The sequence below is a fragment of the Vibrio sp. A37 genome (genome assembly GCF_059777565.1).
In genome coordinates this window covers 194279-218623 of sequence record NZ_JBLNLI010000008.1, presented here as the reverse complement: position 1 = coordinate 218623, position 24345 = coordinate 194279, and the positions used below count along the sequence as shown (strand labels likewise).

The following is a 24345-nucleotide window of genomic DNA, read 5'->3' as shown; positions in this document are numbered from 1 at the left end:
TATGAGACATATAATTTCAGTACTAATGGAAAACCAACCAGGCTCTTTGTCACGTGTTGTCGGACTGTTTTCACAGCGCGGCTACAACATAGAGTCATTGACCGTATCGCCAACCGATGACGAGACGCTTTCTAGGCTTAATATCACCACCAAATCGACTGAAATGCAGCTAGAGCAAATTCAGAAGCAGTTACACAAGTTGATCGATGTGCTGAAGGTACAAGAAGTGACTGAGTTAGATCATATCGAACGTGAATTGCTGATGGTTAAAGTAAAAGCCAGCGGCCTATCACGAGATGAGGTCAAGCGTACCGCAGATATCTTTCGTGGGCAGATCGTTGATGTGACCGCGACTCAGTATACAGTTCAAATGGCTGGGACCAGTGAAAAGTTGGATGCATTTATTAGAGCACTATCTGAAGCAACTGAAGTGATTGAGGTGGCTAGAAGTGGAGTCGTCGGCATCGCGCGTGGCGAGAGAGCTCTAAAAGCATAAGCCGTTAACATACAGAAATATTAAGGCCACAGAAGTTTCTGTGGCCTTAATGTTTGAAAGCTTGTGAAGCAACTAGTGCAAGATACGCGCTCTGATGGTTCCGTCAATTTTTTTCAGCTTTTCTAGAGCTTCATTTGAGCGAGCTGATTCAACATCAATGACAACGTAGCCAATATCAGCTGAAGTTTGTAGATATTGCCCTGCAATGTTGATGCTTTCATCTGCAAAAATGGTGTTTATTTGCGTCAAAATACCTGGCTGATTACGGTGGATGTGCAGTAATCTTGAGCAGTCTCTATGAATAGGTAGCGATACTTCTGGGAAGTTTACACTCGATAGTGTAGAGCCATTATCAGAGTACTTCGCTAACTTGCCTGCCACTTCAATTCCAATGTTTTCCTGAGCTTCCTGTGTGGAACCTCCAACGTGTGGGGTAAGGATAACATTGTCATACTGCATTAGTGGTGACTCAAACGGATCTGCATTGGTTTTAGGTTCGACTGGAAATACGTCGATCGCGGCACCAGCAATTTGTTTCGATTCTATTGCCGATGCTAACGCTTGAATATCGACTACTGTTCCACGAGCCGCATTGATGAAAATTGCACCTGGTTTCATCAGAGCAAACTGCTCTTCTCCCATCATATTTTTTGTTTCTGCTGTCTCGGGAACATGCAAAGAGATAACGTCACACTGGTTTAAAAGCTCAGCCATTGAGCTAACTTGTGTCGCGTTTCCAAGAGAAAGTTTGTTCTCAATATCGTAGAAGTAGACTCGCATACCTAGGTTTTCAGCGATAATACCTAATTGAGTACCAATGTGTCCGTAACCGATAATGCCAAGTTTTTTACCACGAGCTTCGTATGAGCTGTCTGCACTTTTTTGCCAGATCCCACGATGTGCTAAAGCATTTTTTTCTGGTATCCCACGAAGTAGCAGTAAAAGCTGACCAAGGACGAGCTCTGCGACACTGCGAGTGTTTGAAAACGGTGCATTGAAGACAGGAATACCACGTGCTGCTGCGGCTTTTAGGTCAACCTGATTGGTGCCAATACAAAAACAACCAATCGCGACCAGTTTTTTCGCGGCATCAATGACTTCTTTAGATAAGTTAGTTCTAGAGCGAATACCAACAAAATGTGCATCTTTAATAGAATCAAGTAGTTCAGCTTCAGACAGAGAACCTTTGTGATATTCGATATTGGTGTAGCCTTCGGCCTTCAAGATTTCAACAGAAGAGGAGTGTGGCCCTTCAAGTAGGAGGATTTTTATTTTTTCTTTTTCCAGTGACACTTTAGCCATTGTTCTCGTCCTATTATGCAAATAAGGTATGTTGTGTTCGGAATGCGAGTTTTACGTGGATTTTGGCGATCTTACCCCGACGCAAACGTTTTCCTTGGTGTGTTGTGTTCATTAAAGTATCAAAATTTAATACATTTGGGTAAGAAAATTACAGGAAAAAAGAAAATATTTAAGAATAAAAGATAATAAAGCGCCATAAGGCGCTTTATGTAGTTTGATTACTACTTGGTGATACAAATGGATTATTCTTCGATTTTGGCACCTTCCGGAGTGCCAGTGATAACAACATCAGCACCACGGTGAGCAAAAAGGCCGACCGTCACTACGCCTGGGATTGAGTTGAACTTGTCTTCTAGTTCTTTTGGATTGGCAATGCTTAGACCGTGTACATCAATAATAATGTTGCCGTTGTCTGTCACTACACCTTCGCGATAGACAGGATCTCCACCTAGCTTTACTATTTCGCGACCTACTTGAGAGCGTGCCATTGGAATGACTTCGACTGGCAGTGGAAAAGTACCCAAAATGTCTACAGCTTTTGTGTCATCGATAATGCAGATGAACTTATCAGAGATGGCAGATACAATTTTTTCTCGCGTCAATGCGGCACCACCGCCTTTGATCATTTCTCGTGCTGGATTGATTTCATCCGCACCATCAACATAGACGTCTAACGAAGTAACATCATTGCAATCGAATACTTCTATGCCTAATTTTTTCAATCGTTCTGTAGAAGCTACTGAGCTCGAAACGGCACCTTTGATATCTTCTTTTATAGTATCAAGAGCATCGATGAAATGATTGACGGTTGAACCAGTACCGACACCAACTATGCTGCCTTTTTCGACGTATTTTAGCGCAGCCCAGCCTGCCGCTTTTTTCATCTCATCTTGAGTCATGCTCATCTCCTAAAATAATTGGTATTAAAGTGAATTGGCGCGATTATATACCCAATTAAGCAGAATTTGCGAGTATAGACGAGGAGAGTCGAAACAAAGTAAGACAATCGTAGAATTGTTTGGCTTATTTATCCCAATTCCAAATTTTGCTTGGAGTGACGAGCTTGGGGAGGGGAATATCCCAAGATTCCGTCGGTATGGATTCCACTTGCTGGCAATCGTGAGCGATGCCAATTGGAAAAGCCCCTTGGGAGTGGAGTTGCCAGCTTTCTAATGTGCGATCGTAGTACCCGCCCCCCATTCCAAGCCGGTTCCCGTATGCGTCAAATGCGACAAGAGGGGTACATATCATATCGAGCTTATTCACAGGAATAATGTTTAATTGATTCAGTTTTGGCTCGAGTATTCCGTATCGATTTGTTATTAGAGGTGTGGTTTTCTCGTATCCTAAAAATAATAAATTTCCCTTAGAGAAAGGGTGAAGGATCGGAAGGTAAATTTGCTTACCTTCATCCCACATCGCTTCAATGAGTGATTGTGTGGAAAGTTCTCCGTCATTAGCTAGATAGAGAGCTATATGTTGAGAGGTTTTTAATTCGGGTAGTAGAGTGAATGTATCTACTAAGGCTTGCGCGGCTTGTTGTTGTTCAGCTTTGCTTAATTGTTTACGTTTTTCGCGAATTGTCTTTCTTAGGGAGTTGCGGCAATTGGTCATAATTTGGCCCAATTTTATCGACGACTAGTTAGGAGAGAGAAGATACCCCGGGGTGCCGTTGAGGATATTGACCCTTGAACCAGCTGGTTCAAGGCGGATTGGCAATGTTAACCGTAGGCTTCTCGATTCAAGTCGAGCTTGCTCAATAGCTAGCAAGTACTAATCCTTAAGTATTGCTTATCGGCTCAGGGACTTAATCCCACAGACAAACACCTCAGGGTAAATATTGGCGCTTCAAAGTAAAGTTAACTTGCTGATCTTACTTTACTTAAAGCTTGTTCTAGTGAATCAGAAAGTTGTTCAACTTTTTCGCAAAGTTCTATTTGCTGGGTTTTAGATACCTTGCTTGATTGCTTTAATTCGTAGCAACAGTTAAGCGCTGCGATCGTTAAAAGCTGAACTTCATTAGTTACTTTCGTTTTTGAGGTCATTTCTCTCAAACGGTCATCGAGGTCTTGCGCTGCCTCAATAAGTGATTCTTCTTGTCCTTCGGGACAATTTACTCGAGTTAACTTTCCTAAAATTTCAACTTCTACCGCTTGATTACTCATTATCCATGAACTCTATACGCGCTGTTTTTATGGTGATTATCATACGTGACCACCGAGGTAGAAACTATAATTTAAACGCTCTATAAGATTCAAGCTTTTCTACTCGTTGGTTCTTAAATGATAGGTCAATTACACAGGAAATGGGCAAATTGGATACAAGCTATTCATATTTCGTGACGTGAATATTTCAGCGATGTCCTGGTAATGCTATTATTAGGAGCTGTCGACTTTAAAGGTCGGTCGCTTCACGAAACTTTTTTGATTTAGGCTCCCATATGACTAACAAGACACTTCCAGATTATGTCACTTTCTCTGAGGCATTAAATTCCTGCTCACTTTCAGTCACGCCAGCAGAATTGCACGGCTTATTGGTTGGAATGCTCAGTGGAGGTTTGAATCCAGATGAAGAAACTTGGAAGTCACTGCTATTTGATTATACCAATGATGGGATGGGTTGGCCTTTGAATGCTTTGGAAAAAGCGCAATCTTTATATGATTTCACAAAGAAAGAACTGACGGGAAAGGGGTTCGAACTGTCTTTACTTCTTCCTCCTGAACTTGATCAAAATAGTCTGTTTGATGTAGCTGATAGCTTTTCTGATTGGGTGAATCATTTTATATCAGGGCTAGGTCTAGCCGATGCTAAGTTGAGAAAAGCATCGAAAGAAGTCAAAGAGGCATTAACAGATTTAGAAGAAATTGCCCGCTTAGGTATTGATGAAGAAGATGACCTCGAAGAGCAAGCTCAACTATTAGAGCAAGTTATGGATCACGCTAAAATCTGCGTTTTGACCATTCATGCAGAGTTGGGGGTAAAGCCATCTCTTAGCTCAAACCAAAATCAAAAGCCAACAATCCATTAGAGAAATACTTGAGAAGTTGTTCAAATGACTAAATATGATGTTGTCATTGTTGGTGGAGCAATGGCTGGTATGACGTTAGCTCTTGCGTTGAGTAAAGCAAGCCAAAAAAAGCTAAGAGTTGCTGTTGTCGAGGCTTATCAGTTAGAACAGTCCGAGCATCCTGGTTTTGATTCTCGCTGTATCGCTCTTTCTTTTGGTACGGCTAAGGTCTTAGAAAAATACGGTTTGTGGCAAGCATTGGAGCCCATCGCAACTGCTATTGATCACATTCATGTCTCTGATAAAAATCATCTAGGTATGACCGACTTTCGGGCCAATGAATTAAACCTAGATGCTCTAGGTTACGTTGTTGAGCTAGAGCATGTGGGCTGGGAGTTTAATAAGCGAGCAAACGCTATAGATAATATCGATTATCTTTGTCCTGAAAGTGTGGAAGCGATAGATAGAACTTCTCAGTCTGTCACGGTAACTTTAACGAGTGGCCGTCAAATTCAATCAAAATTGCTTGTTGCAGCAGATGGTGCAGGCTCGACTTGCTGTGATCTTCTCGATATTCCCTATACTGAACACGATTTTGAGCAAACTGCTGTTATCGCTAATATTGCGACGAATGAAAAGCATGGTAACCGAGCATTTGAACGATTTACCGATCAAGGGCCAGTTGCGTTGCTACCTTTAAGCGAGAATCGAATGTCTCTCGTTTGGTGTATGTCACCCGAGCAAGCACAAAAGGTCTTGCTGTTGAACGACAAAGAGTTTCTTTCGCAACTACAATCTGTTTTCGGCTGGCGACTGGGAGTACTAACTCAAGTCGGAAAACGAGTCAGCTATCCGTTGACATTACGATCTCGAATGCAAAATGTGTCTCATCGTTTTGCTATTGTGGGTAATGCTGCACAAACGCTTCATCCTATAGCTGGACAAGGGTTTAATTTGGGTATACGTGATGTAGCAGGCTTGGTCGATGAAATCACAAAGGATACGAAAGATCCTGGCCAATATGCGTTGCTCTCTCGCTTTCGTTCGCGTAGACAAGAAGATCGTCAAAACACCATTCAATTAACTTCTTGTTTGGTGCATCTATTCTCAAATGACTTACCTACTTTAAAATTAGCTAGGAATCTGGGTTTATTTGCTATGGATACTTTTTCTCCCTTGAAAGCCCCTCTATTGAGACAAACATTGGGTTTAATTAACCGCTGATAATTATAAGGTTCGATGCATGATACAAAATGTTGATATTGCCATAGTAGGCGGCGGTATGGTTGGTTTGGCTTTGGCAGCAGCACTTGAAGATTCTGAGCTGCGAATTGCCGTTGTCGAAAGCAAGATTCCTAACGAAGACTTCTCTGACTTACCTGATGTTCGAGTTTCGGCTCTGAATCGTGCCAGTGAAAATATCTTACGCAAGGTTGGTGCTTGGAGGTTTATAGAGCAAAAGCGTCTATCACCATACCAAGCAATGGAAGTGTGGGAGAAAGACAGCTTTGGTAAAATTAGTTTTGCTGCTCAAGATATTGCCCAGTCGGACTTGGGGCATATCGTTGAAAACCGGGTTATTCAACTTGCGTTGCTAAATAAGGTACGCCAATGTGCAAACGTCTCCTTGTTTATGCCGACAACAATTCAATCTCTCAATGTAGGAGAGAGTGAAGCTTGGCTGTCACTTGAGAACGGACAAATGCTTACAGCCAAGCTTGTTGTCGGAGCTGATGGCGCGAACTCTTGGGTGAGAGAACACTTTAATATCCCTCTAACCCATTGGGACTATGGCCATAGTGCTGTTGTCGCGAATATCGAAACCGCTGAACCACACAAAGGTGTTGCAAGGCAGATATTTACTCCAGATGGTCCACTTGCTTTCTTGCCTATGCAGTCTTCGAGCACTTCGGGATCGGGAAGCTTATGTTCAATTGTTTGGTCTACTGAGTCTTTGCGAGCAAACTCACTAGTTGATATGCCAGATGAAGCGTTTAATCGAGTTTTGACGTCTGAGTTTGATAGTCGATTAGGGCTTTGCAAAGTGATAGGAGAGCGCAATGCTTTTCCATTAAAAATGCGTTACGCCAGAGATTTTGTATCTGATAGGGTTGCGTTGGTAGGAGACGCTGCACATACAATACACCCGTTAGCGGGACAGGGGGTGAATTTGGGTTTCTTAGATGCTGCGTGTTTAGCGCAGCAAGTTCTTTCTGTTTGGGAGCAAGGCCAAGATATAGGCATGAAGAAAAACTTACGCGTTTATGAGCGGTGGAGGAAGGCGGAAGCTGCAAAAATGGCAGCGACGATGCAGGCATTCAAAGATTTATTTGCAGGTGAGAATCCGATTAAAAAGCTTGTACGTGGTATAGGTTTAACTGCGATGTCTCATTTACCTGGTGCGAGAGATGAAGTGATGAAGCATGCACTTGGCGTAAAAGGAAATTTGCCTGATTTAGCTAAACAATAGTCGATGCTATGTACAAAACTGAGTGCTCTAAATCGATTTAGAAGTGAGGCTGGGAAGCAGCCAGTCTCACTTAAAGGTAAATTTATACATAAGCGCAGCGAAGCTTCATTATTTCTTGGTTCACTTCTTTTACTGCTTGAAAATGTCTCGGCTCTGCTTTGGCGGGTAATATTAATTTTCCGTTATCAAACTCGAATCCACCAATACCATAAATATAAATTCTTCCTTTAAATAGCCGACTTATATGTTTAGCAATCATACTTGGAATATAGCGCTTAAACAGTCTCATACGATATCCTTCCTAATCTCTAGCACCGCTGATTATACCAACACCCCATTTTATTTTTGTGATAGCACTGGGGAAAAACGTAGTAGTTACTGACCTTGTTAGATATTAATCCTGTCAATTTAGGAGAATTCAGCAAATACATTTGCAACTTGAATAAAATCTTACCTCTTATGTTGATGGTGGTCATAGTTTGCTATTAAAGCTAACTTCCCATGTTTAACTGTCATGGCAGTATAAATAATAGACTATTTTTTATGACTGATACCAATTATGGTTAAATTTTAAGCTGATTTGGTGCCTATATTGCTACATTTCTCAATGTAATTGACTGCTAGGTACAACGGAAGTTCAATATATTTATCTTGATGTTTTTACGTAATCTATTATTGATTTTATGTATGTAAAATATTGGGTTTACGATGTGCTATCTTTTATTTAGTCGCGAATTATATCAGCCCAAATCGGGGAGCAAAGGGAGAGTAAAGATTGGCAACTTAGCTCTAAACCAAACATTTTGTCACCACTGCTTATAGTAACTTTGTCTACGTTAGATAATGCTTTGTCGAACAGAATTGTAATGTTGCTGGGAAGTAATAAAGGGGTAATTGTACCTACTTCGAATCCAGTGATAGTGAATACTTGGTCTCTTGGTACACATGTCACTCTTCTACATGAAAGGTGAGCTCGCACTTTAATTGGAGAAATCGACTGATTTCCGGGTACGCAAGCTAGAAGGTAGTTGTTGTCCATATCTCTTAGCAATATCGACTTGACCATTCTACTGGCATTGATACCACGTTGTGCAGCTGTTTCTTCAATGGACGTAGTTGGTTTTGATTGCGATAGCACTTTGAACTCAATACCTCTATCGTAGAGGTATTGAGTGATTGGCGTAGAAAGGTTACTCATCACTAATTGAGTAAGGAAGGGTTTGAATCGACCAGATAGAATTTGGTTGGGAGGTCATTCTTAATTCAGTCTCAGAGTCTAAATTGTTAGGCAATACGATAAGTCCAATAACTTGGTTGTCGGAGTACTGATAATAGGCCATTAGCGAGCCAGCTTTACGCCAATTTTCTCCAACAGAGCGTTCCATTTCAATTTGAGGCTCAGTCAGTGGTTCGCTGAGTTTTCCTTTTACAATGAACATCGCACGTTTGTTGATGCCACGATACTTGGCTCTGGCGACCATTTCTTGTCCTGTGTAACAGCCTTTAGTAAAGCTCACACCGTTGAGTGCTTGAAGGTTAAACGCTTGTGGGATGTACTCATTTTGTGCGTTTTTGGTGACAATAGGCATACCGTGTTTTATTTCATACAGACGCCACAAGTCTTCGTTTACTTTTTCCGCATTGATATCAGCAATCAAAGCTTCAGCATTCTCTGACTCTATCAGTAACAGCCAGCGTTGTTCGCTGTATTTTACCGCGGTGCCATTGGCTAACTTTCTCACATCCCCTGTTGTATCGCTAATTGAGTCAATATAACTGTCGGCGTTTTTCCCCATGACGCCAAGTAATATATCGCTAGATTGCGCTATGTCTACTTGTGAGAAAACGGCGTATTTCTTAATTTCAGTGAGCTCTTTCTCAATAGCAGAAACAGGCTGAACCATCGCATAGCCATCTTGGTGGGCAAACAATCGAAATATCGACCAAACTTTGCCTTTAGCGTCGCAGTGGGCTCCAAGGGTACTTTGATCTTCTGGTAACGTCACAACATCACAGGTTAATTGCCCCTGTAGATAGGATTTCTTGTCATTTCCGTTAACGGTAATGATTCCCCAAGATGTTAAGTGTGAGATCATCAGCTCAGGGAGAGTGTCATTTTCGGTGATTTCTAGCGATGAAAACTCACTTTGCCAGCTCATTTTTTGTACCTTTGGTAGTAGCTATTATTTGCCTCTCATGGTAAGGCCAATAGACCAAAAACTGCAAGTGGCTTTAGAGGGAATTTTAGCGACATCAGCATAGCAAATTATTGGCTTGGTCACGGAGTGTGATTTCAACACTAGTTGGAAAGCAAGCTGCTTGTTACACTTTGCCAAATATCAGGATAAGTCTTGTGAGGGCAGTATGTACACAGATGAAGAGAAAGCGCGAATTAAATGGGCTTGCCGTAGAGGTATGCTAGAGTTGGACGTTGTTATTATGCCGTTTTTTGAAGAGTGCTTTGATTCTTTGTCCGAAAATGAGCAGAAAGATTTTGTATCGCTATTGGAGTGTGATGACCCTGATCTATTTACTTGGGTTATGGGACACGGAAGAAGCGAAAACTTAGGTCACGCTTCCATGGTTGACAAAATTGTTGCCTATAACCTCAGCAAAGTCCGTTAGTTTATTTGCTAAACCTTCCCTTAATGCGCACATTGCAAACTTACTGATTTTAAACATTGCAATGTGCGTCTGTGTTGTTTCTCCTTTACCATTACCCGCTTCGCTTTATTTACTAGGCCTGCTGGTTGCTTACGCTTTGCGTGATACTTTTATTCCGCAGGTGATATCGGGTTTTTTACGTATTTCTCAAGGTAGAGTGCTTACTTTTTCTAAAAATAATCATAAGGTTAGCAATGTGTTGCTGGCTTATGCTTCAGTGTTCATTGTATTTACAGATATGAAGGGAAAGAAAGTAAGTGTTTGGCGAGATAGTGTGAATGATACCGATTATCGTAATTTGATCATTTACTTACGTTATGAAAGAGAAAATCGCGAGTAGAGAGGAGGTGCTCCCTACTCACTGGCATCACTATTGTTTTGGCGTCAGGATGGTCGGTCCGCTGTTTTCGATTAAATTTGGGTAGTCTAATGTGTAGTGCAAACCTCTGCTTTCCTTCCTTTGCATTGCACATCGCACCATTAATTCTGCAACTTGCAGCAAATTTCTAAGCTCTAACAAGTTATTGGAAACTCTAAAGTTGCTGTAGTACTCATGAGTTTCCTGCTGGAGGAGTTGAATACGCCGCAATGCTCGCTCTAGTCGTTTATCAGTTCTTACAATGCCCATGTAATCCCACATAAATAGTCGAAGCTCATGCCAGTTGTGTTGAATGATCACTTCTTCATCGGAATTAGATACCTGGCTCTCATCCCATGCTGGAAGTGAGCTTGGTAAAGTGGCTTCTGGTAGTTTTTCCAAAATATCTTTTGCTGCTGACCAAGCATAAACCACGCACTCTAGTAGAGAGTTTGAAGCCAAACGGTTCGCGCCATGCAAGCCGGTGTAGCTTACTTCACCAATAGCATAGAGTTGGTTTAGATCCGTCTCTCCGCTTTTGTTTACCACCACACCACCACAGGTATAATGAGCAGCAGGAACAATAGGTATGGGTTCCTTAGTCATGTCGATATCGAGATCTTGCAAGCGCATGTGGATCGTTGGGAAGTGCTTTTCAATAAACTCAACGGGTTTGTGGCTGATGTCGAGGTACATGCAATCAACACCGAGGCGTTTCATTTCGAAGTCGATTGCGCGCGCGACAATATCCCTAGGTGCGAGTTCTTCTCTTTCATCAAAGTCGGGCATGAATCGAGTGCCGTCTGGACGAAGTAAATGAGCGCCTTCTCCACGGAGAGCTTCTGTTAATAAGAAATTTCTTGCTTCAGGGTGATAAAGGCAAGTGGGATGGAACTGATTGAATTCTAAATTGGCAACTCGACATCCTGCCCTCCAAGCCATAGCAATGCCATCTCCGGATGAAACATCAGGGTTGGAAGTATATTGGTATACCTTAGATGCGCCTCCTGTTGCGAGAACAACAAACTTAGCTCTTACCGTTTCAACATGTTCGTCAGCCCTGTTCCAGATGTAAGCACCAACAATTTTGTTCTTATTCCCACCAATTTTATCTTCTGTAATTAAATCCAATGCGTTGTAGCGTTCGTAAATCTCGATATTTGGGTGGTTGTTTACGTTGTCTTGGAGAGAGGTTTGCATTGCCATACCTGTGGCATCAGCCGCATGCAAAATGCGCCTGTGGCTATGGCCGCCCTCTTGATTGAGGTGATATTTAGGTTGGCCATCATTATCGTTGCCTTCTAAGTCAAATGGCGCTCCACCATCGATTAACCACTGTACACACTCTTTTGCATTTTCAGCGATAAACTTTACCGAGTCTTGCTCACAGATGCCGGCGCCAGCGATATGGGTATCTTGAATGTGTGATTCGATACTGTCTGACTCGTCAAATACAGCAGCAATGCCCCCTTGGGCATAATAGGTAGCTCCTTCGCTGCGAGGGCCTTTACTGAGTACGATAACTTTGGCATGCTCTGCGATACGAAGGGCAAGTGAGAGACCGGCCGCTCCGCTCCCCACTACTAATACGTCACATACATGTTCACGGTGTGCGTTCATAATACTGTTCGGTCCTGAGCTGATGAAATAGCATTCAGCTTATATAAAGAAAATCTATAAATACAGTTGAAAAGAATACAATTATTTTTATCTCCCATTGCATTTCACCGAGTTCGACTTTAGATTTGTGTTAAGCGAACCCATAAAGATTACATCATAGTGATGAGTGCAGTGGGTAAAAAATTTACGAAAGTTTTGAACTTTTTTTGCATTCCTAGGTCACAATACTGCTCATGTTAGCGGTGGTGTCAATACTACATTTTGCATAATTAAAGCTCATGTCTAGAACTAGATGGGGTAAATAACAATAGGAGTACACGCTCGAATGAACGAGCAACTGACCGATCAAGTATTGATAGAGCGAGTACAGAGCGGAGATAAGCAAGCATTTAATCTTTTGGTTTTACGATATCAAAACAAAGTATGCAATCTTATTTCTCGATACGTGAGCAATTCTGGAGACGTTGCCGACGTCGCCCAAGAAGCATTTATTAAGGCGTATCGTGCAATCCCCAGTTTTCGTGGTGAAAGTGCGTTCTATACTTGGTTATATAGGATAGCTGTCAATACCGCTAAAAATCACATTGTTGCACAGAGCAGGAGGCCACCAGCAAGCGATGTGGATGCTGAAGAAGCAGAGTATTACGAAACGAGTAGTGCGTTGAAAGAAATATCGAACCCGGAGAACTTAACGTTGTCCAAAGAATTGAAAAGCGTTGTTTTTAGTTCTATCGAGGCACTACCAGAAGATTTGAAAACAGCAATGACTTTGCGAGAGCTAGATGGCTTAAGTTATGAAGAAATTGCTGAAGTGATGGATTGTCCAGTGGGAACAGTACGTTCCCGTATATTCCGTGCTCGCGAAGCGGTGGAAAAGAAAATCAAACCTCTTTTGCAACGCTAGTAGCACTAATGAAAATGGTGGAAATAATGGCTGACAAAGAAAAGCTTTCAGCACTCATGGATGGAGAGATGATCGATAAGTCTCTAATCACTGAATTAGAGAATGATCATGAAGGCCTTCAATCGTGGAAAAATTATCACTTGATCGGTGATGTTATGCGCGGTGAAGCTCCTGAGCAACCAGAATGGAATATTGCTGAAAGTGTTGCCTTAGCGTTGGAAAGCGAACCCGCACACAACCCTTTGCTGTCAGATAAGGTATCAAATCTGCATGATGCAAAGTTAGAGTCTCAGCCTAATCCAGTTTCGGCTCGCCGACGCTTGCCAAAATGGCTGTCTCCGTTTGGTCAAGTTGCTGTCGCAGCGAGCGTGACACTTGCAGTAGTCTCCGCGGTTATGATTTACCCAACGACGTCAAATCAGTCAACAACAGATGGAACTGGCCAGTTGAAGACATTAGCTTTTGGTACAACATCACCAGCAAGCTTTACTTTAAACAATAGTGAACAGTCAGATTCTCAATATAAGTTGAATGTTATTCGAGGTTACAACAGTGATTTGGATAAACAGAAACTAATGAGAAGCCAATCTGAGTGACGTTAACTCTGCGAAAAGGAAAAGCGCATTATAATTATGAATACACTAAACTGGTAGCCGAATGAAGAAGCCTTTAATTTGTGCGCTCGTTGTATATTGCTTAAGTTCAGTAGCAGCCTACGCTGCTGACAAACCTTCGGTTCAGGCTTTATTAACTGAAATGAATAAAGCCAGCCAGCAACTCAATTATCAACTGTCATATATCGTTATAAACCGTAATACTATTGAGCCTCTTCAGTACAGCCATGCTATCGATAACAATATCCAATTGGCTCACTTGGTTTATTTAAGTGGACCAATGCGAGAAGTTATCCGCCGAGGTGGTGAAGTGAGCTATATTGATTCCAGCTCAGAGCCATTTACTATTCGTGCAAACTACATGGTTGCGCCAACGATCCCTCTACTAAATAGCGATATCAAACAGTTGAGTCAGTATTATGATTTCATTCCTTTAGGTAAAGCTCGTGAAGCTGGGGCGACATGCCAAGTTCTACGAGTGGTTTCTAAGGATGGCATGCGTTACTCGTATATTTTATGGGTGGACGAAAAAACAAAACTGCCGCTGCGGGCTGATTTAGTCGATAGGGATGGCGATATTTTAGAGCAGTTTAGAACTATTTCTCTTGCAGTCGGAGACAGTGTTGCAAAAGCGTTGAGTAGTTTGCAAACCGTTCGATTACCACAAGTTTTGTCTTTGCCAAGAGGTAACCTCAAACATACGTATTGGAAAGTGACTTGGGTTCCTAATGGTTTTAAACCTGAAGAGCTCAACCGTTATAGACTCTCTGGTACCGATAATATGGTAGAAAGCCAACTCTACTCCGATGGGTTATTTGATTTTTCAGTATATGTTTCTGATCGAAATGATCAGTCTTTAAAAAGCCAATTGGTTAGGCAGGGTCGTAGAACTTTGCAAATTTATGCCAATGGTAAAAACGAAGTGGCAGTGATTGGGGACATTCCACCAGAAACAGCGCTGAGAATCGCTCGCTCTGTAACATTTTCTCCAGTCAGTACCACGAAAAAGCTGACTGATTCAAATTCTACCAACTCAGTAGAGAAAACGACGACAGAGACTAGTGCCCAATGATGACCGCTCTGGCAACAGTCAGCTCGGTGAATTCGACTGGCAAAGAATACGAGGTTGAGTTGAGTTGTGAGCAACAAACCAGTTGCACCAGTTGCTCGTCACAAAAAAGCTGTGGAACCGGTATCGTCAGTAAGGCTTTTGGCAATAAAACCCTATTTTGGCAGCTTTCTACAGATAAAATGCTTAAAGAAGGGCAAGTGGTTGAAATCGGTTTTCCAGAAAAAAGCCTGCTTTGGTCTGCTTCTATCGTTTATATCACTCCTCTCGTCATGCTGTTTATTGGTGCATTAATTTCCCAATGGTTTTTAGTACCCTTGTTTGCAACCGGTGAGGGTTTGACTATTTTAATATCTGCACTGTTTCTTTTCCTAGGTATTGTGCTTGCGAAAAAGTTATCCCACAAAGCGGAGCAAGATTCAGCTAGAGAAGTGGTATTGCTTCGTGTACTCGGTGAGCCAATTAACTAGTGTATTGGACAGAAATTGGGTAGAATCTGCCAACCTGTGTAAAATGCCGCATGATTGCGGCATTATAGTTTCTTTTAATGCAACGAGTTTAGTCACGCCAAACCTATGAAGCACATTCGCAACTTTTCGATTATCGCCCATATTGACCACGGTAAATCCACTCTTTCCGATCGCTTAATTCAAGTCTGTGGAGGACTTAGCGATCGCGAGATGGAAGCTCAAGTATTGGATTCAATGGACCTAGAGCGCGAGCGCGGTATTACTATCAAAGCGCAGAGTGTGACGTTGGATTATAAAGCCAAAGATGGTGAAACGTATCAGCTTAACTTTATCGATACTCCGGGACATGTGGATTTCTCTTATGAAGTGTCCCGATCGCTTGCTGCCTGTGAAGGTGCGCTGCTGGTGGTTGATGCCGGTCAGGGTGTAGAAGCACAGACTCTTGCCAACTGTTACACCGCCATTGAAATGGATTTGGAAGTGGTGCCAATCCTGAACAAAATCGATTTACCTGCTGCTGAACCTGAACGTGTTGCGGAAGAAATTGAAGAAATCGTTGGCATTGATGCAATGGAGGCGACTCGTTGCTCAGCTAAAACTGGTTTAGGTGTTGAGGATGTTTTAGAAAACATCGTTTCTTCAATACCAGCACCAGAAGGTGACCCAGAAGCGCCACTCCAAGCACTTATTATTGATTCGTGGTTTGACAACTACCTCGGTGTTGTATCTCTAGTCCGAATTAAAAATGGCGTGCTAAAGAAAAACGATAAAATTAAGGTGATGAGTACCGACCAAGTATGGGGTGTTGATCGTCTTGGTATTTTTACTCCAAAACAGCAAGATACCACTGAGCTTAAAACTGGCGAAGTAGGTTGGGTTGTATGTGGCATCAAAGACATTCTCGGTGCACCAGTTGGCGATACGTTAACGCTAGCTAAGCATGGTTGTGAAGAAGCCCTTCCTGGATTTAAAAAGGTTAAGCCGCAAGTTTATGCTGGCCTCTTCCCAGTTTCTTCAGATGACTATGAGAACTTCCGTGATGCTCTCGGTAAGCTGAGTTTAAACGATGCCTCGCTATTTTATGAGCCAGAAAACTCAGCAGCACTTGGTTTCGGTTTCCGCTGTGGCTTCTTAGGTATGCTGCACATGGAAATTATTCAAGAGCGTTTAGAGCGTGAATACGATCTTGATTTAATTACTACTGCACCCACGGTAGTGTATGAAGTTGAAAAGAGTGATGGTGAGCTACTTTATGTTGATAGCCCAGCCAAGCTTCCAGCAGTTAATGACTTAGAAGAAATTCGTGAGCCAATAGCACGTTGTAATATTTTGGTGCCTTCGGATTACTTGGGCAATGTGATTACTTTGTGTGTTGAAAAGCGTGGTGTGCAGGTAGACATGGTGTATCACGGTAACCAAGTCGCAGTCACTTATGATATTCCGATGGCGGAAGTTGTCTTAGATTTCTTCGACCGATTAAAGTCGACATCTCGCGGTTACGCTTCTTTGGATTATAACTTCCAACGTTTTGAAGCGTCGAATATGGTGCGGGTTGATGTACTGCTTAACGGCGATAAAGTGGATGCACTAGCGATTATCACTCACAAAGATCAAGCTCAAGGCCGTGGTCGATTATTGGTTGAGAAAATGAAAGAGTTCATCCCTCGTCAAATGTTTGATATCGCAATTCAAGCAGCGATCGGGAACCACATTATTGCTCGTTCAACGGTTAAGCAGTTAAGAAAGAACGTGATTGCGAAGTGTTATGGTGGTGACGTGAGCCGTAAGAAAAAACTGTTGAAGAAGCAGAAAGAAGGTAAGAAGCGTATGAAGCAGATCGGTAACGTTGAACTGCCTCAAGAAGCTTTCCTTGCGATTTTACACGTAGGTAAAGATTAAAATTTCCGTTAGATATTACAGACCTTTTCACAATGAAAGTGGCCAGATTACTGGTGCACTTTCATTTTCATATTGAATGTAAGGACAATCGATGGCTAATACTTTTTCAATCATACTTGTCATTGTCACGTTAGTGACTGGTATTGTGTGGGCGTTAGAAAAGTGGGTATGGAGTAAAAAGCGTTTAGAAAAGATCAAACAAGCAGAAGAAGCGAAAGATCTTGATGAAAGTGCAGCGAAGAAACTGAAAACTCAGCCATGGTGGATTGAAAACAGCGTTGCTATTTTTCCTGTCATTGCATTTGTGCTGATATTACGTTCATTTATCTATGAACCTTTTCAGATCCCTTCAGGCTCTATGATGCCAACTCTGTTAGTTGGTGACTTTATCTTAGTGGAAAAGTTTGCCTACGGATTAAAAGATCCAGTTTGGCACCACCAGCTAGTTAATACTGGTGAACCGAAGCGTGGAGACATTGCCGTTTTCCGTTATCCGCCAAACCCTAGTATCGATTACATAAAACGTATCGTAGGTTTGCCTGGTGATGTGATTCGTTATAACAGCAATAAAGTTTTATGTATTCAGCCTAAAGGTGCCACTAAGTGTACGAATGTGGTGGATACCAATGTGCATCAAAGCCGTTTTGTTCAAAATGGTGTGCATTTAATAGAGAAGACTGAGCACCTTGGCAAAGTTGAGCATCATATTTTGATTAACCCTCTACGTAGAGATCGAACATATGAATACCAACCACGCCCGGGTGTTGATGAGTGGGTAGTACCCCCAGGCGAGTACTTTGTTATGGGCGATAACCGTGACAACAGTGCTGATAGTCGTTACTGGGGCTTCGTGCCCAAAGCAAATTTGGTTGGAAAAGCAGTGGCGATTTGGATGAGCTTTGAGTTTGACCGTAGTCCTAATAGTGTTCTACCTTCTTGGGTTCCAACAGGTGTTCGCTTCAGTCGTATCGGTAGTATTAAATAGTCTATGAACAAAGTGTGCTGACCTATGTGGTTAGCACATTCTAGACAGTAACAGTTGAGAGAGTATGAATACTCCTATTAGTAAGTTAGAAAAAAAGCTCGGCTATCAATTTGATGATGCTGAGCTTATTCATTTAGCACTGACTCACCGCAGTGCCGACAGTAAACACAATGAACGTCTTGAGTTTCTGGGCGATTCAATTTTAAGTTTTGTTATTGCAGATGAGCTTTATCACCGCTTTCCTAAAGTGAATGAAGGGGATATGAGCAGGATGCGCGCAACTTTAGTTCGAGGTCATACGTTGGCAGAACTAGGTCGTGAGTTTCAGTTAGGAGATTACTTAAAATTAGGTCCAGGTGAACTTAAAAGTGGTGGATTTAGGCGCGACTCGATTTTGGCCGATGCAGTGGAAGCCATTATTGGTGCGATATACTTAGATAGTGATATCGAGGCCGTACGAGCCATCATATTGAGTTGGTATGCCAGCCGATTAGATTCTATCAAGCCTGGCGTATCGCAAAAAGATCCGAAAACACGTTTGCAAGAATATCTGCAAGGACGGAAAAAACCACTTCCTGTCTATACAGTGACCAAGATAAAAGGTGAAGCTCACAACCAAGAGTTTACCGTCTCTTGTGATGTAGTCGACTTAAAAGAGGCTATTATTGGTATAGGAACTAGTCGCCGTAAAGCAGAGCAAGCGGCGGCAGAATCGGCGTTAGAGAAGTTAACCAATGTCTGATAAAGAATTTGATATCGATGCTTATTTCGCATCTCATGGCGAGGCCACCTCTCCAGAAAACCAGCACTGTGGATTTATTGCCATAGTGGGCCGCCCAAATGTGGGTAAATCGACACTGCTGAACAAAATTCTTGGTCAGAAAATTTCAATCACATCTCGCAAGCCACAGACAACACGACATCGCATTATGGGCGTAGACACTGATGGCGACTATCAAGCCATTTATGTTGATACACCGGGCCTTCATATCGAAGAAAAGCGCGCAATAAACCGTTTAATGAACCGTGCGGCTAACAGCTCGCTGAGCGATGTGAACCTTGTATTCTTTTTGATTGACGGTACGCAATGGACTAAAGATGATGAAATGGTCCTAAACAAGCTCAGTAAGTCTAACTTTCCGGTAGTTCTTTGCGTCAACAAAGTTGATAACGTAAAGGATCGCAATGACGTGATGCTACACATGTCGGAGATGTCGAAAAAAATGGAATTTGTCGATGTAGTGCCAATTTCGGCTAAGCACGGTAAAAACATTGATGTTTTACGTAAGCATGTTCGAGAGTATTTACCGAAAGCAACCCATCATTTCCCAGAAGAGTATGTGACAGATCGTTCACAACGTTTTATGGCCTCAGAGATTCTTCGCGAGAAGCTTATGCGCTTTACTGGCGATGAATTACCGTATTCTGTCACCGTTGAGATTGAGCGCTTTGACTATAACCCAGAGACAGATGGCTTCCATATTAATGGTCTAATATTAGTTGAACGAAGTGGTCAAAAGAAAATGGTCATTGGTAAAGGTGGCGAAAAGATCAAAACCATTGGCCGTGAAGCAAGACTTGATATGGAAGAGTTGTTCGGTCGCAAAGTGTACTTAGAAACCTGGGTAAAAGTGAAATCAGGTTGGGCGGATGATGAACGAGCCCTTCGCTCACTAGGTTACATTGACGACATCTAAGGAAATGACAGTAAAAAGAGAGTCTTATAGACTCTCTTTTTATATAAATTGAGGAAAAGTTATTGACTGAGGATTTGCAGCGCTGCTTTATATTAAATCGACGCCCATACAGCGAAACTAGCTTGATTCTCGATGTATTCAGCGAAGAGCAAGGGCGAGTTTGTGTGCTATCGAAAGGGGCGAGAAGCAAACGTTCAGCGTTGAAAGGTGCATTGCAGCCATTTACTCCATTGTTAATGAAGTGGTCAGGTAAAGGTGAAATGAAAACCCTACGTCAAGCCGAGCCAATCAGTTTAGCAATGCCTCTCACTGGTATTAACTTATATTCTGCTATGTACCTCAACGAACTGGTAGGGCGAGTATTGTCTGTTGAAGTTCCTATGCCAGCTTTATTTCACGACTATTTAAATGCATTAACCGAACTTGCTCAGAGTGAGAACCCAGAACCTGCTTTGCGCCGTTTTGAACTGTCCTTGCTTCATGTTCTAGGGTATGGTGTCGACTTCTTCTGCTGTGCTGGAACAGGTAACGCCATTGAACCGGAAATGACTTACCGGTACAGAGAGCAAAAAGGTTTTCTTGCGTCTGTGAGGAAAGACCATTTAACTTTCCTTGGTGATGAGCTTATCGCAATGGGAGAGCGGCGTTTCGTTAGCAAAAACCAATTAAAAGCGGCTAAACGCTTTACTCGTATAGCCTTAAAGCCGTATCTTGGCGGCAAACCATTAAAAAGTAGGGAGCTGTTTAGCACGTATTCCACAGCTTCTAAATTACGGAGTAACTAAAATGAGCCCAATCTTTCTTGGCGTTAACATCGATCACATTGCTACTTTGCGTAATGCTAGAGGGACAAAGTATCCCGATCCAGTGCATGCAGCTGAGATAGCAGAAAGAGCAGGCGCAGACGGGATCACAGTTCACCTACGCGAAGACCGTCGTCATATTACCGACAGAGACGTCCGCATTCTTCGTGAAACGCTGCAAACACGAATGAACCTAGAGATGGCTGTTACCGATGAAATGGTTGAAATCGCGCTGAACACTCAGCCTGAGTTTGTCTGTCTCGTTCCCGAAAAGAGGGAAGAACTGACTACTGAGGGTGGTCTCGATGTCGTCGGACAATTAGAAAAAATTAAAGCTGCCACTGAAAAACTGACCGCTGCAGGAATTCGAGTTTCATTATTTATCGATGCTGATAGAGAGCAAATTGATGCAGCCAAAGCTTGCGGGGCACCGTTTATTGAACTTCACACCGGGCATTATGCGGACGCGGAAACAGAAGAAGATATGCAGGATGAGCTGAAGAAAATCGCTGCTGCTGCCAGTTATGCGCGAGACTTGGAAATTACCGTTAACGCAGGTCATGGTCTAACCTATCATAATGTAGCCCCAATTGCGGCGCTGCCAGAGATTTATGAATTAAACATTGGGCATTCGATTATTGGCCGAGCTGTATTTGATGGGCTTGCCAAGGCGGTTTCAGATATGAAAGAAACGATGGATGCCGCACGGAGATAAGAACTATGGCAATTGTTGGGATAGGTACTGATATCGCTGAAATTGAAAGATTCGACAAAGCACTGGAAAGGTCGGGGGAGTCTTTTGCTCGTCGGATTCTGACGGACTTTGAGTACGCTACCTATATAGATTTGAACAACAAAAGCCGCTTTTTAGCTAAGCGCTTTGCCGCCAAAGAAGCTGCGTCAAAAGCTCTAGGGACAGGTATCGCTGGTGGGGTGACTTTTCAAGACTTTCAAGTCTCAAATGATGCCAAAGGTAAGCCCATATTGACTCTTAGTAATAAGGCTAAGGATATCGCAGAGCAGCAAGGTGCAATAAACTTTCATTTATCATTGTCCGATGAAAGGCACTACGCTGTGGCAACCGTGATTTTTGAGTCTTAAGCTAAGTATTCCACTGAGCTTTCACTCACTTTATCAATCTCATCTTGTAGTTCAAAAAGCTCAGGCTCTATATCTTCGATACTTGAGCCTGAACGTAGAGCCCTCTCTATCGTTGCACAAACAGACTTCAGGCGAGGAACACCGCTATAGGCACAGCTGCCGTGCAGTTTGTGGATATAATGCAACAGGTCGTCGATGTCCGCTTCTTTTGCATTAGACAGTGACTCTTCTATTACTGGCACAACTTCAGGGAAATAATCAATCAACATTTTCAGCATATCTCTTGCCAAGTCTTCTTTAAATGCTGATTGTTTCAACGCGAGTTGCCAGTCGATTACCTGATTGGGATTCGCTGATTCAGTTTCATTTTGTTGCGTATTTTCTGGCTCATTTTCTACAGGCATTGGTTCAACTTCATTGTCGCCAATATTGCTGGATTGGTTGCTCCAGTAATCTAACGTTTTCTGTAGGCGGCTTTCCTCTATAGGTTTAGTTAGGTAATCATCCATTCCCGCATCAAGTAACCGAGTTCGTTCCCCACTCATCGCGTGCGCAGTAACCGCAATTACGGGAGTATTGGCATTAAATTCTGTCTGCTTAATATGCTTACATGCGGTGACACCATCCATTTGAGGCATTTGGATATCCATCAGTATCACGTCAAACTTTTGCTCCTTTGCCTGTTCTATGGCTTCTGGGCCACTGGTACATACCACAACAAGATCAACGCGCTCCTCAAGTAGAGCTCCAATTAGCTTGAGGTTTGCTTTATTGTCGTCCACGGCCATAACGGAAATTGGCATTTTTTCTAGCTTTTCTTGCTTCACCTGCTTAACAACGGCTGGTGGAGGTATGATGGGTTTGTCTGAAACCAATGCTTGAAGCAGTTTTTTCTTTGGCAAAGGTTTTGTGACACAAGGAATCTGGTAATTCTGTACTAAGTGATCGGCTAAAGCTAAAGTCGTACTTGGTGTACTAACAATGACGGTTGTCGCAAGGCTTTGTGCCCATGCAATTTGTTTTTCTATATTGTCTGTTTGGTGGTCTGTGGCAGGAGACAAACATAGTAAGATGTAGTCGAAGTGATCTTCAACTTGAGTAATAGAAGATATATGAGTAACACGCAGTCCAAACTGATCAAGCTGCATTCGAGTTGCTAGAGCGGCTTGGGTATTGGGCTCAATCAGAAGTAATGATCTATCCTTTAACGTTTCAGAGTGAAGGAAATCACTCACTGGCATGTCGGTTGCCAGCATTCGCACAGTAAACCAGAACGTTGATCCTTGGTGTAAACGACTGGTTAAGCTGATTTCACCTCCCATTTGCGTCACCAATTTTTGCGTGATTACGAGTCCTAGCCCTGTACCTCCGTAGCGGCGCGAAATACTGGCATCTGCTTGACTAAAGGCTTGGAATAGCTGTGCTTGTTGGCGCTCTGAGATACCGATCCCTGTATCTCGAATCATAAACTGTAGCTCTACAAATTCGTCTTTTTGCGAACGCATTTCCACGCTGATATCTACATTACCATGCTCGGTAAACTTAATAGCATTGCCGACTAAGTTGGTCATGATTTGCTGGATACGTAGTGGGTCGCCAACCAAGCCAGAAGGGATTTTTGGATCCACTTTTAAGGTGAGCTCTAGGCCTTTTTCATGTGCGCTAGTCGCTTGTAGGCTAATGACTTCTTCTAAGTTATCTTGGAACTCAAAAGGTATATTCTCGAGGGCTAACTTTCCTGCTTCGAGCTTAGAGAAGTCTAATATGTCATTGATAATGGCTAACAGGTTATTTGCTGATTTTTCAATTGTAATAAGGTAGTCAGTTTGGCTGTTAGTCAGGCTGGTTTTAAGCATCTGCCGAGTAAAGCCAATCACACCGTTTAATGGGGTTCTTAATTCATGAGACATATTGGCCAAAAACTCTGATTTGACTCTTGCCGCTTCTTGAGCGCGCTTTTTAGCAATATCGAGCTCAACGTTTTGAATCTCCAACTGTTCTAATGTTTCGCGAAGATCTGACGTTGCTTGGTCAATGCTGTGCTGCATTTCAATATGGTATTCCGACAGTGACACTGCCATTGCATTGATACCATTTTTAAGTGCATCTAGCTCACCATGTAACTTACCTTCTATTCGAACATCTAAATGACCACGCCTGATCCTGTCCACCATATTTTTCATGTGTGTGATTGGTCGGGTTACATCATGAAGCAGCCTAAAGGCAAAGATACTCGAAAGCCCTAAACCCGCTAGTAATACCAAGAATGCAAAGAATATTTCTTGATATTGTTGTAATCGCAGCGACGAAAGATCGAGTTCTACTGCGATATAACCCAACGCCTGATTTGGTCCTGCTTGCCCAGATAGGTTGGAAATATAGCCTCCTTCTGCCAGTATCGGAGCTCTTAATATTAGCGTGTTGTCGTGTAGCTCAGAGGTGCCTACCAAAGGTATAGGTTTGTCTTTAGGGAAGGTTAATTCCTGAAAATTTGGATGAAAATTAGACGTTACGAATAAATCGTGGTTGTAATCAAAAACAGCAATACTGCGAACAAATTTAGAGTTTTTGCGATGAGCGTAGCTGATCAACCGGCGTACGGACTCTCGGTTCTGAGTTTTTAACCCTTCGGCACTGGCAATAGCCAAAGGTTCGATAATGCTTAGGCCTTCATTGATCACTTGCTTTTCTAGATCGTGATAACGACTGAAGGAAAAAAATGCACTCAGAAGCAAACCAATGATTAGGGTTGGCGCAAGGGTTAGAGTAATTACGCGGGCACGTAAGCCGTATCTTGTCATTATTGTCTAAACATCATCTCTTGGATATGGGAAAATAACGCTCTATGCCCAAACTTTCTCTACAAAGGAGATTGGAGGGTCTATA

26 protein-coding genes and 1 other RNA gene are annotated in these 24345 nt (G+C 42.5%); 17 read left to right on the top strand and 10 right to left on the bottom strand.

Annotated features, from left to right (window positions below; all coding sequences use genetic code 11):
• Nucleotide 1: 1 nt before the first annotated feature.
• Nucleotides 2-496 (top strand): acetolactate synthase small subunit, encoded by a 495-nt coding sequence (gene ilvN, locus ACM2FC_RS15475; protein ID WP_498481861.1) that lies wholly within the window; start codon nt 2-4, stop codon nt 494-496.
• Between the two features lie 72 nt (nt 497-568).
• Here the strand turns inward: ilvN and serA are convergent, their stop codons facing one another.
• The 5 genes from serA to ACM2FC_RS15450 form a co-directional block, all read right to left on the bottom strand.
• Nucleotides 569-1798, bottom strand: a complete 1230-nt coding sequence (gene serA, locus ACM2FC_RS15470; protein ID WP_498481860.1) for a phosphoglycerate dehydrogenase — start codon at nt 1796-1798, stop codon at nt 569-571.
• 242 nt (nt 1799-2040) lie between these two features.
• On the bottom strand, nt 2041-2697 hold the full coding sequence (gene rpiA, locus ACM2FC_RS15465; RefSeq protein ID WP_498481859.1) for a ribose-5-phosphate isomerase RpiA: 657 nt from the start codon (nt 2695-2697) through the stop codon (nt 2041-2043).
• A 124-nt stretch (nt 2698-2821) separates the two neighbouring features.
• Nucleotides 2822-3412 (bottom strand): 5-formyltetrahydrofolate cyclo-ligase, encoded by a 591-nt coding sequence (locus tag ACM2FC_RS15460; protein ID WP_498481858.1) that lies wholly within the window; start codon nt 3410-3412, stop codon nt 2822-2824.
• A 40-nt stretch (nt 3413-3452) separates the two neighbouring features.
• A non-coding RNA gene (gene ssrS / locus ACM2FC_RS15455) (6S RNA) lies at nt 3453-3636 on the bottom strand.
• A gap of 21 nt (nt 3637-3657) precedes the next feature.
• Nucleotides 3658-3963: a cell division protein ZapA gene (locus ACM2FC_RS15450; RefSeq protein ID WP_498481857.1), complete on the bottom strand. Its 306-nt coding sequence runs from the start codon at nt 3961-3963 to the stop codon at nt 3658-3660.
• A 275-nt stretch (nt 3964-4238) separates the two neighbouring features.
• Between ACM2FC_RS15450 and ACM2FC_RS15445 the strand changes: the two genes are divergently transcribed.
• The 3 genes from ACM2FC_RS15445 to ACM2FC_RS15435 are packed head-to-tail and all read left to right on the top strand — an operon-like array spanning nt 4239 to nt 7275.
• Complete coding sequence (locus ACM2FC_RS15445) at nt 4239-4826, top strand: YecA/YgfB family protein (protein WP_498481856.1); 588 nt, start codon at nt 4239-4241, stop codon at nt 4824-4826.
• A 24-nt stretch (nt 4827-4850) separates the two neighbouring features.
• On the top strand, nt 4851-6029 hold the full coding sequence (gene ubiH / locus ACM2FC_RS15440) for a 2-octaprenyl-6-methoxyphenyl hydroxylase (RefSeq protein WP_498481855.1): 1179 nt from the start codon (nt 4851-4853) through the stop codon (nt 6027-6029).
• A gap of 19 nt (nt 6030-6048) precedes the next feature.
• The gene (locus tag ACM2FC_RS15435; protein WP_498481854.1) at nt 6049-7275 is read left to right on the top strand and encodes an FAD-dependent 2-octaprenylphenol hydroxylase; all 1227 of its coding nucleotides are present in this window, start codon (nt 6049-6051) and stop codon (nt 7273-7275) included.
• Between the two features lie 82 nt (nt 7276-7357).
• On the opposite strand, the gene ACM2FC_RS15430 is transcribed toward ACM2FC_RS15435, so the two are convergent.
• The 3 genes from ACM2FC_RS15430 to ygfZ all read right to left on the bottom strand — a co-directional run bounded on the left by ACM2FC_RS15430 (nt 7358) and on the right by ygfZ (nt 9434).
• On the bottom strand, nt 7358-7564 hold the full coding sequence (locus ACM2FC_RS15430; protein WP_498481853.1) for a DUF1107 domain-containing protein: 207 nt from the start codon (nt 7562-7564) through the stop codon (nt 7358-7360).
• A 435-nt stretch (nt 7565-7999) separates the two neighbouring features.
• Nucleotides 8000-8473 carry an aminoacyl-tRNA deacylase gene (locus tag ACM2FC_RS15425; protein WP_498481852.1) on the bottom strand — a complete coding sequence of 158 codons (474 nt, stop codon included), beginning with the start codon at nt 8471-8473 and terminating at the stop codon, nt 8000-8002.
• Nucleotides 8466-9434, bottom strand: a complete 969-nt coding sequence (ygfZ, locus tag ACM2FC_RS15420; RefSeq protein ID WP_498481851.1) for a tRNA-modifying protein YgfZ — start codon at nt 9432-9434, stop codon at nt 8466-8468. The genes ACM2FC_RS15425 and ygfZ overlap by 8 nt, the downstream gene beginning before the upstream one ends.
• A gap of 205 nt (nt 9435-9639) precedes the next feature.
• Here ygfZ and ACM2FC_RS15415 point away from each other — a divergent pair, with 205 nt between their 5' ends.
• Together ACM2FC_RS15415 and ACM2FC_RS15410 are read left to right on the top strand one after the other, a co-directional pair.
• Nucleotides 9640-9900 carry an FAD assembly factor SdhE gene (locus ACM2FC_RS15415; protein WP_498481850.1) on the top strand — a complete coding sequence of 87 codons (261 nt, stop codon included), beginning with the start codon at nt 9640-9642 and terminating at the stop codon, nt 9898-9900.
• Nucleotides 9869-10279 carry a protein YgfX gene (locus tag ACM2FC_RS15410; protein WP_498481849.1) on the top strand — a complete coding sequence of 137 codons (411 nt, stop codon included), beginning with the start codon at nt 9869-9871 and terminating at the stop codon, nt 10277-10279. Before ACM2FC_RS15415 ends, ACM2FC_RS15410 begins: the two co-directional genes overlap by 32 nt.
• A gap of 30 nt (nt 10280-10309) precedes the next feature.
• Here ACM2FC_RS15410 and nadB read toward each other — a convergent pair whose 3' ends face one another.
• Nucleotides 10310-11917, bottom strand: coding sequence for an L-aspartate oxidase (nadB, locus tag ACM2FC_RS15405; protein WP_498481848.1), 1608 nt, complete (start codon nt 11915-11917; stop codon nt 10310-10312).
• A gap of 325 nt (nt 11918-12242) precedes the next feature.
• Between nadB and rpoE the strand changes: the two genes are divergently transcribed.
• The 11 genes from rpoE to acpS all read left to right on the top strand — a co-directional run bounded on the left by rpoE (nt 12243) and on the right by acpS (nt 21459).
• The gene (gene rpoE, locus ACM2FC_RS15400) at nt 12243-12821 is read left to right on the top strand and encodes an RNA polymerase sigma factor RpoE (RefSeq protein ID WP_498481847.1); all 579 of its coding nucleotides are present in this window, start codon (nt 12243-12245) and stop codon (nt 12819-12821) included.
• A 26-nt stretch (nt 12822-12847) separates the two neighbouring features.
• Entirely contained in the window at nt 12848-13417 is a 570-nt protein-coding gene (locus ACM2FC_RS15395; RefSeq protein ID WP_498481846.1) for a sigma-E factor negative regulatory protein, read from the top strand.
• Nucleotides 13418-13478: 61 nt separating this feature from the next.
• The gene (gene rseB, locus ACM2FC_RS15390; RefSeq protein WP_498481845.1) at nt 13479-14507 is read left to right on the top strand and encodes a sigma-E factor regulatory protein RseB; all 1029 of its coding nucleotides are present in this window, start codon (nt 13479-13481) and stop codon (nt 14505-14507) included.
• On the top strand, nt 14504-14974 hold the full coding sequence (locus ACM2FC_RS15385; RefSeq protein WP_498481844.1) for a SoxR reducing system RseC family protein: 471 nt from the start codon (nt 14504-14506) through the stop codon (nt 14972-14974). The genes rseB and ACM2FC_RS15385 overlap by 4 nt, the downstream gene beginning before the upstream one ends.
• Before the next feature lie 105 nt (nt 14975-15079).
• Nucleotides 15080-16873 (top strand): translation elongation factor 4, encoded by a 1794-nt coding sequence (gene lepA / locus ACM2FC_RS15380; protein ID WP_498481843.1) that lies wholly within the window; start codon nt 15080-15082, stop codon nt 16871-16873.
• A 91-nt stretch (nt 16874-16964) separates the two neighbouring features.
• On the top strand, nt 16965-17858 hold the full coding sequence (gene lepB / locus ACM2FC_RS15375) for a signal peptidase I (protein WP_498481842.1): 894 nt from the start codon (nt 16965-16967) through the stop codon (nt 17856-17858).
• Nucleotides 17859-17922: 64 nt separating this feature from the next.
• Complete coding sequence (gene rnc / locus ACM2FC_RS15370; protein WP_498481841.1) at nt 17923-18600, top strand: ribonuclease III; 678 nt, start codon at nt 17923-17925, stop codon at nt 18598-18600.
• Nucleotides 18593-19555, top strand: a complete 963-nt coding sequence (era, locus tag ACM2FC_RS15365; protein WP_498481840.1) for a GTPase Era — start codon at nt 18593-18595, stop codon at nt 19553-19555. Before rnc ends, era begins: the two co-directional genes overlap by 8 nt.
• A 62-nt stretch (nt 19556-19617) precedes the next feature.
• Nucleotides 19618-20340, top strand: a complete 723-nt coding sequence (recO, locus tag ACM2FC_RS15360; protein WP_498481839.1) for a DNA repair protein RecO — start codon at nt 19618-19620, stop codon at nt 20338-20340.
• 1 nt (nt 20341) lies between these two features.
• On the top strand, nt 20342-21073 hold the full coding sequence (gene pdxJ, locus ACM2FC_RS15355; RefSeq protein ID WP_498481838.1) for a pyridoxine 5'-phosphate synthase: 732 nt from the start codon (nt 20342-20344) through the stop codon (nt 21071-21073).
• Nucleotides 21074-21078: 5 nt separating this feature from the next.
• The gene (gene acpS / locus ACM2FC_RS15350; protein ID WP_498481837.1) at nt 21079-21459 is read left to right on the top strand and encodes a holo-ACP synthase; all 381 of its coding nucleotides are present in this window, start codon (nt 21079-21081) and stop codon (nt 21457-21459) included.
• On the opposite strand, the gene barA is transcribed toward acpS, so the two are convergent.
• Nucleotides 21456-24260 (bottom strand): two-component sensor histidine kinase BarA, encoded by a 2805-nt coding sequence (gene barA, locus ACM2FC_RS15345; protein WP_498481836.1) that lies wholly within the window; start codon nt 24258-24260, stop codon nt 21456-21458. The genes acpS and barA overlap by 4 nt on opposite strands.
• Nucleotides 24261-24345: the final 85 nt, after the last annotated feature.

Coding starts and splice junctions, on each gene's coding strand:
- ilvN (WP_498481861.1), top strand. CDS start 2: ATGAGACATATAATTTCAGTACTAATGGAAAACCAACCAGGCTCTTTG.
- serA (WP_498481860.1), bottom strand. CDS start 1,798: ATGGCTAAAGTGTCACTGGAAAAAGAAAAAATAAAAATCCTCCTACTT.
- rpiA (WP_498481859.1), bottom strand. CDS start 2,697: ATGACTCAAGATGAGATGAAAAAAGCGGCAGGCTGGGCTGCGCTAAAA.
- ACM2FC_RS15460 (WP_498481858.1), bottom strand. CDS start 3,412: ATGACCAATTGCCGCAACTCCCTAAGAAAGACAATTCGCGAAAAACGT.
- ACM2FC_RS15450 (WP_498481857.1), bottom strand. CDS start 3,963: ATGAGTAATCAAGCGGTAGAAGTTGAAATTTTAGGAAAGTTAACTCGA.
- ACM2FC_RS15445 (WP_498481856.1), top strand. CDS start 4,239: ATGACTAACAAGACACTTCCAGATTATGTCACTTTCTCTGAGGCATTA.
- ubiH (WP_498481855.1), top strand. CDS start 4,851: ATGACTAAATATGATGTTGTCATTGTTGGTGGAGCAATGGCTGGTATG.
- ACM2FC_RS15435 (WP_498481854.1), top strand. CDS start 6,049: ATGATACAAAATGTTGATATTGCCATAGTAGGCGGCGGTATGGTTGGT.
- ACM2FC_RS15430 (WP_498481853.1), bottom strand. CDS start 7,564: ATGAGACTGTTTAAGCGCTATATTCCAAGTATGATTGCTAAACATATA.
- ACM2FC_RS15425 (WP_498481852.1), bottom strand. CDS start 8,473: ATGAGTAACCTTTCTACGCCAATCACTCAATACCTCTACGATAGAGGT.
- ygfZ (WP_498481851.1), bottom strand. CDS start 9,434: ATGAGCTGGCAAAGTGAGTTTTCATCGCTAGAAATCACCGAAAATGAC.
- ACM2FC_RS15415 (WP_498481850.1), top strand. CDS start 9,640: ATGTACACAGATGAAGAGAAAGCGCGAATTAAATGGGCTTGCCGTAGA.
- nadB (WP_498481848.1), bottom strand. CDS start 11,917: ATGAACGCACACCGTGAACATGTATGTGACGTATTAGTAGTGGGGAGC.
- rpoE (WP_498481847.1), top strand. CDS start 12,243: ATGAACGAGCAACTGACCGATCAAGTATTGATAGAGCGAGTACAGAGC.
- ACM2FC_RS15395 (WP_498481846.1), top strand. CDS start 12,848: ATGGCTGACAAAGAAAAGCTTTCAGCACTCATGGATGGAGAGATGATC.
- rseB (WP_498481845.1), top strand. CDS start 13,479: ATGAAGAAGCCTTTAATTTGTGCGCTCGTTGTATATTGCTTAAGTTCA.
- ACM2FC_RS15385 (WP_498481844.1), top strand. CDS start 14,504: ATGATGACCGCTCTGGCAACAGTCAGCTCGGTGAATTCGACTGGCAAA.
- lepA (WP_498481843.1), top strand. CDS start 15,080: ATGAAGCACATTCGCAACTTTTCGATTATCGCCCATATTGACCACGGT.
- lepB (WP_498481842.1), top strand. CDS start 16,965: ATGGCTAATACTTTTTCAATCATACTTGTCATTGTCACGTTAGTGACT.
- rnc (WP_498481841.1), top strand. CDS start 17,923: ATGAATACTCCTATTAGTAAGTTAGAAAAAAAGCTCGGCTATCAATTT.
- era (WP_498481840.1), top strand. CDS start 18,593: ATGTCTGATAAAGAATTTGATATCGATGCTTATTTCGCATCTCATGGC.
- pdxJ (WP_498481838.1), top strand. CDS start 20,342: ATGAGCCCAATCTTTCTTGGCGTTAACATCGATCACATTGCTACTTTG.
- acpS (WP_498481837.1), top strand. CDS start 21,079: ATGGCAATTGTTGGGATAGGTACTGATATCGCTGAAATTGAAAGATTC.
- barA (WP_498481836.1), bottom strand. CDS start 24,260: ATGACAAGATACGGCTTACGTGCCCGCGTAATTACTCTAACCCTTGCG.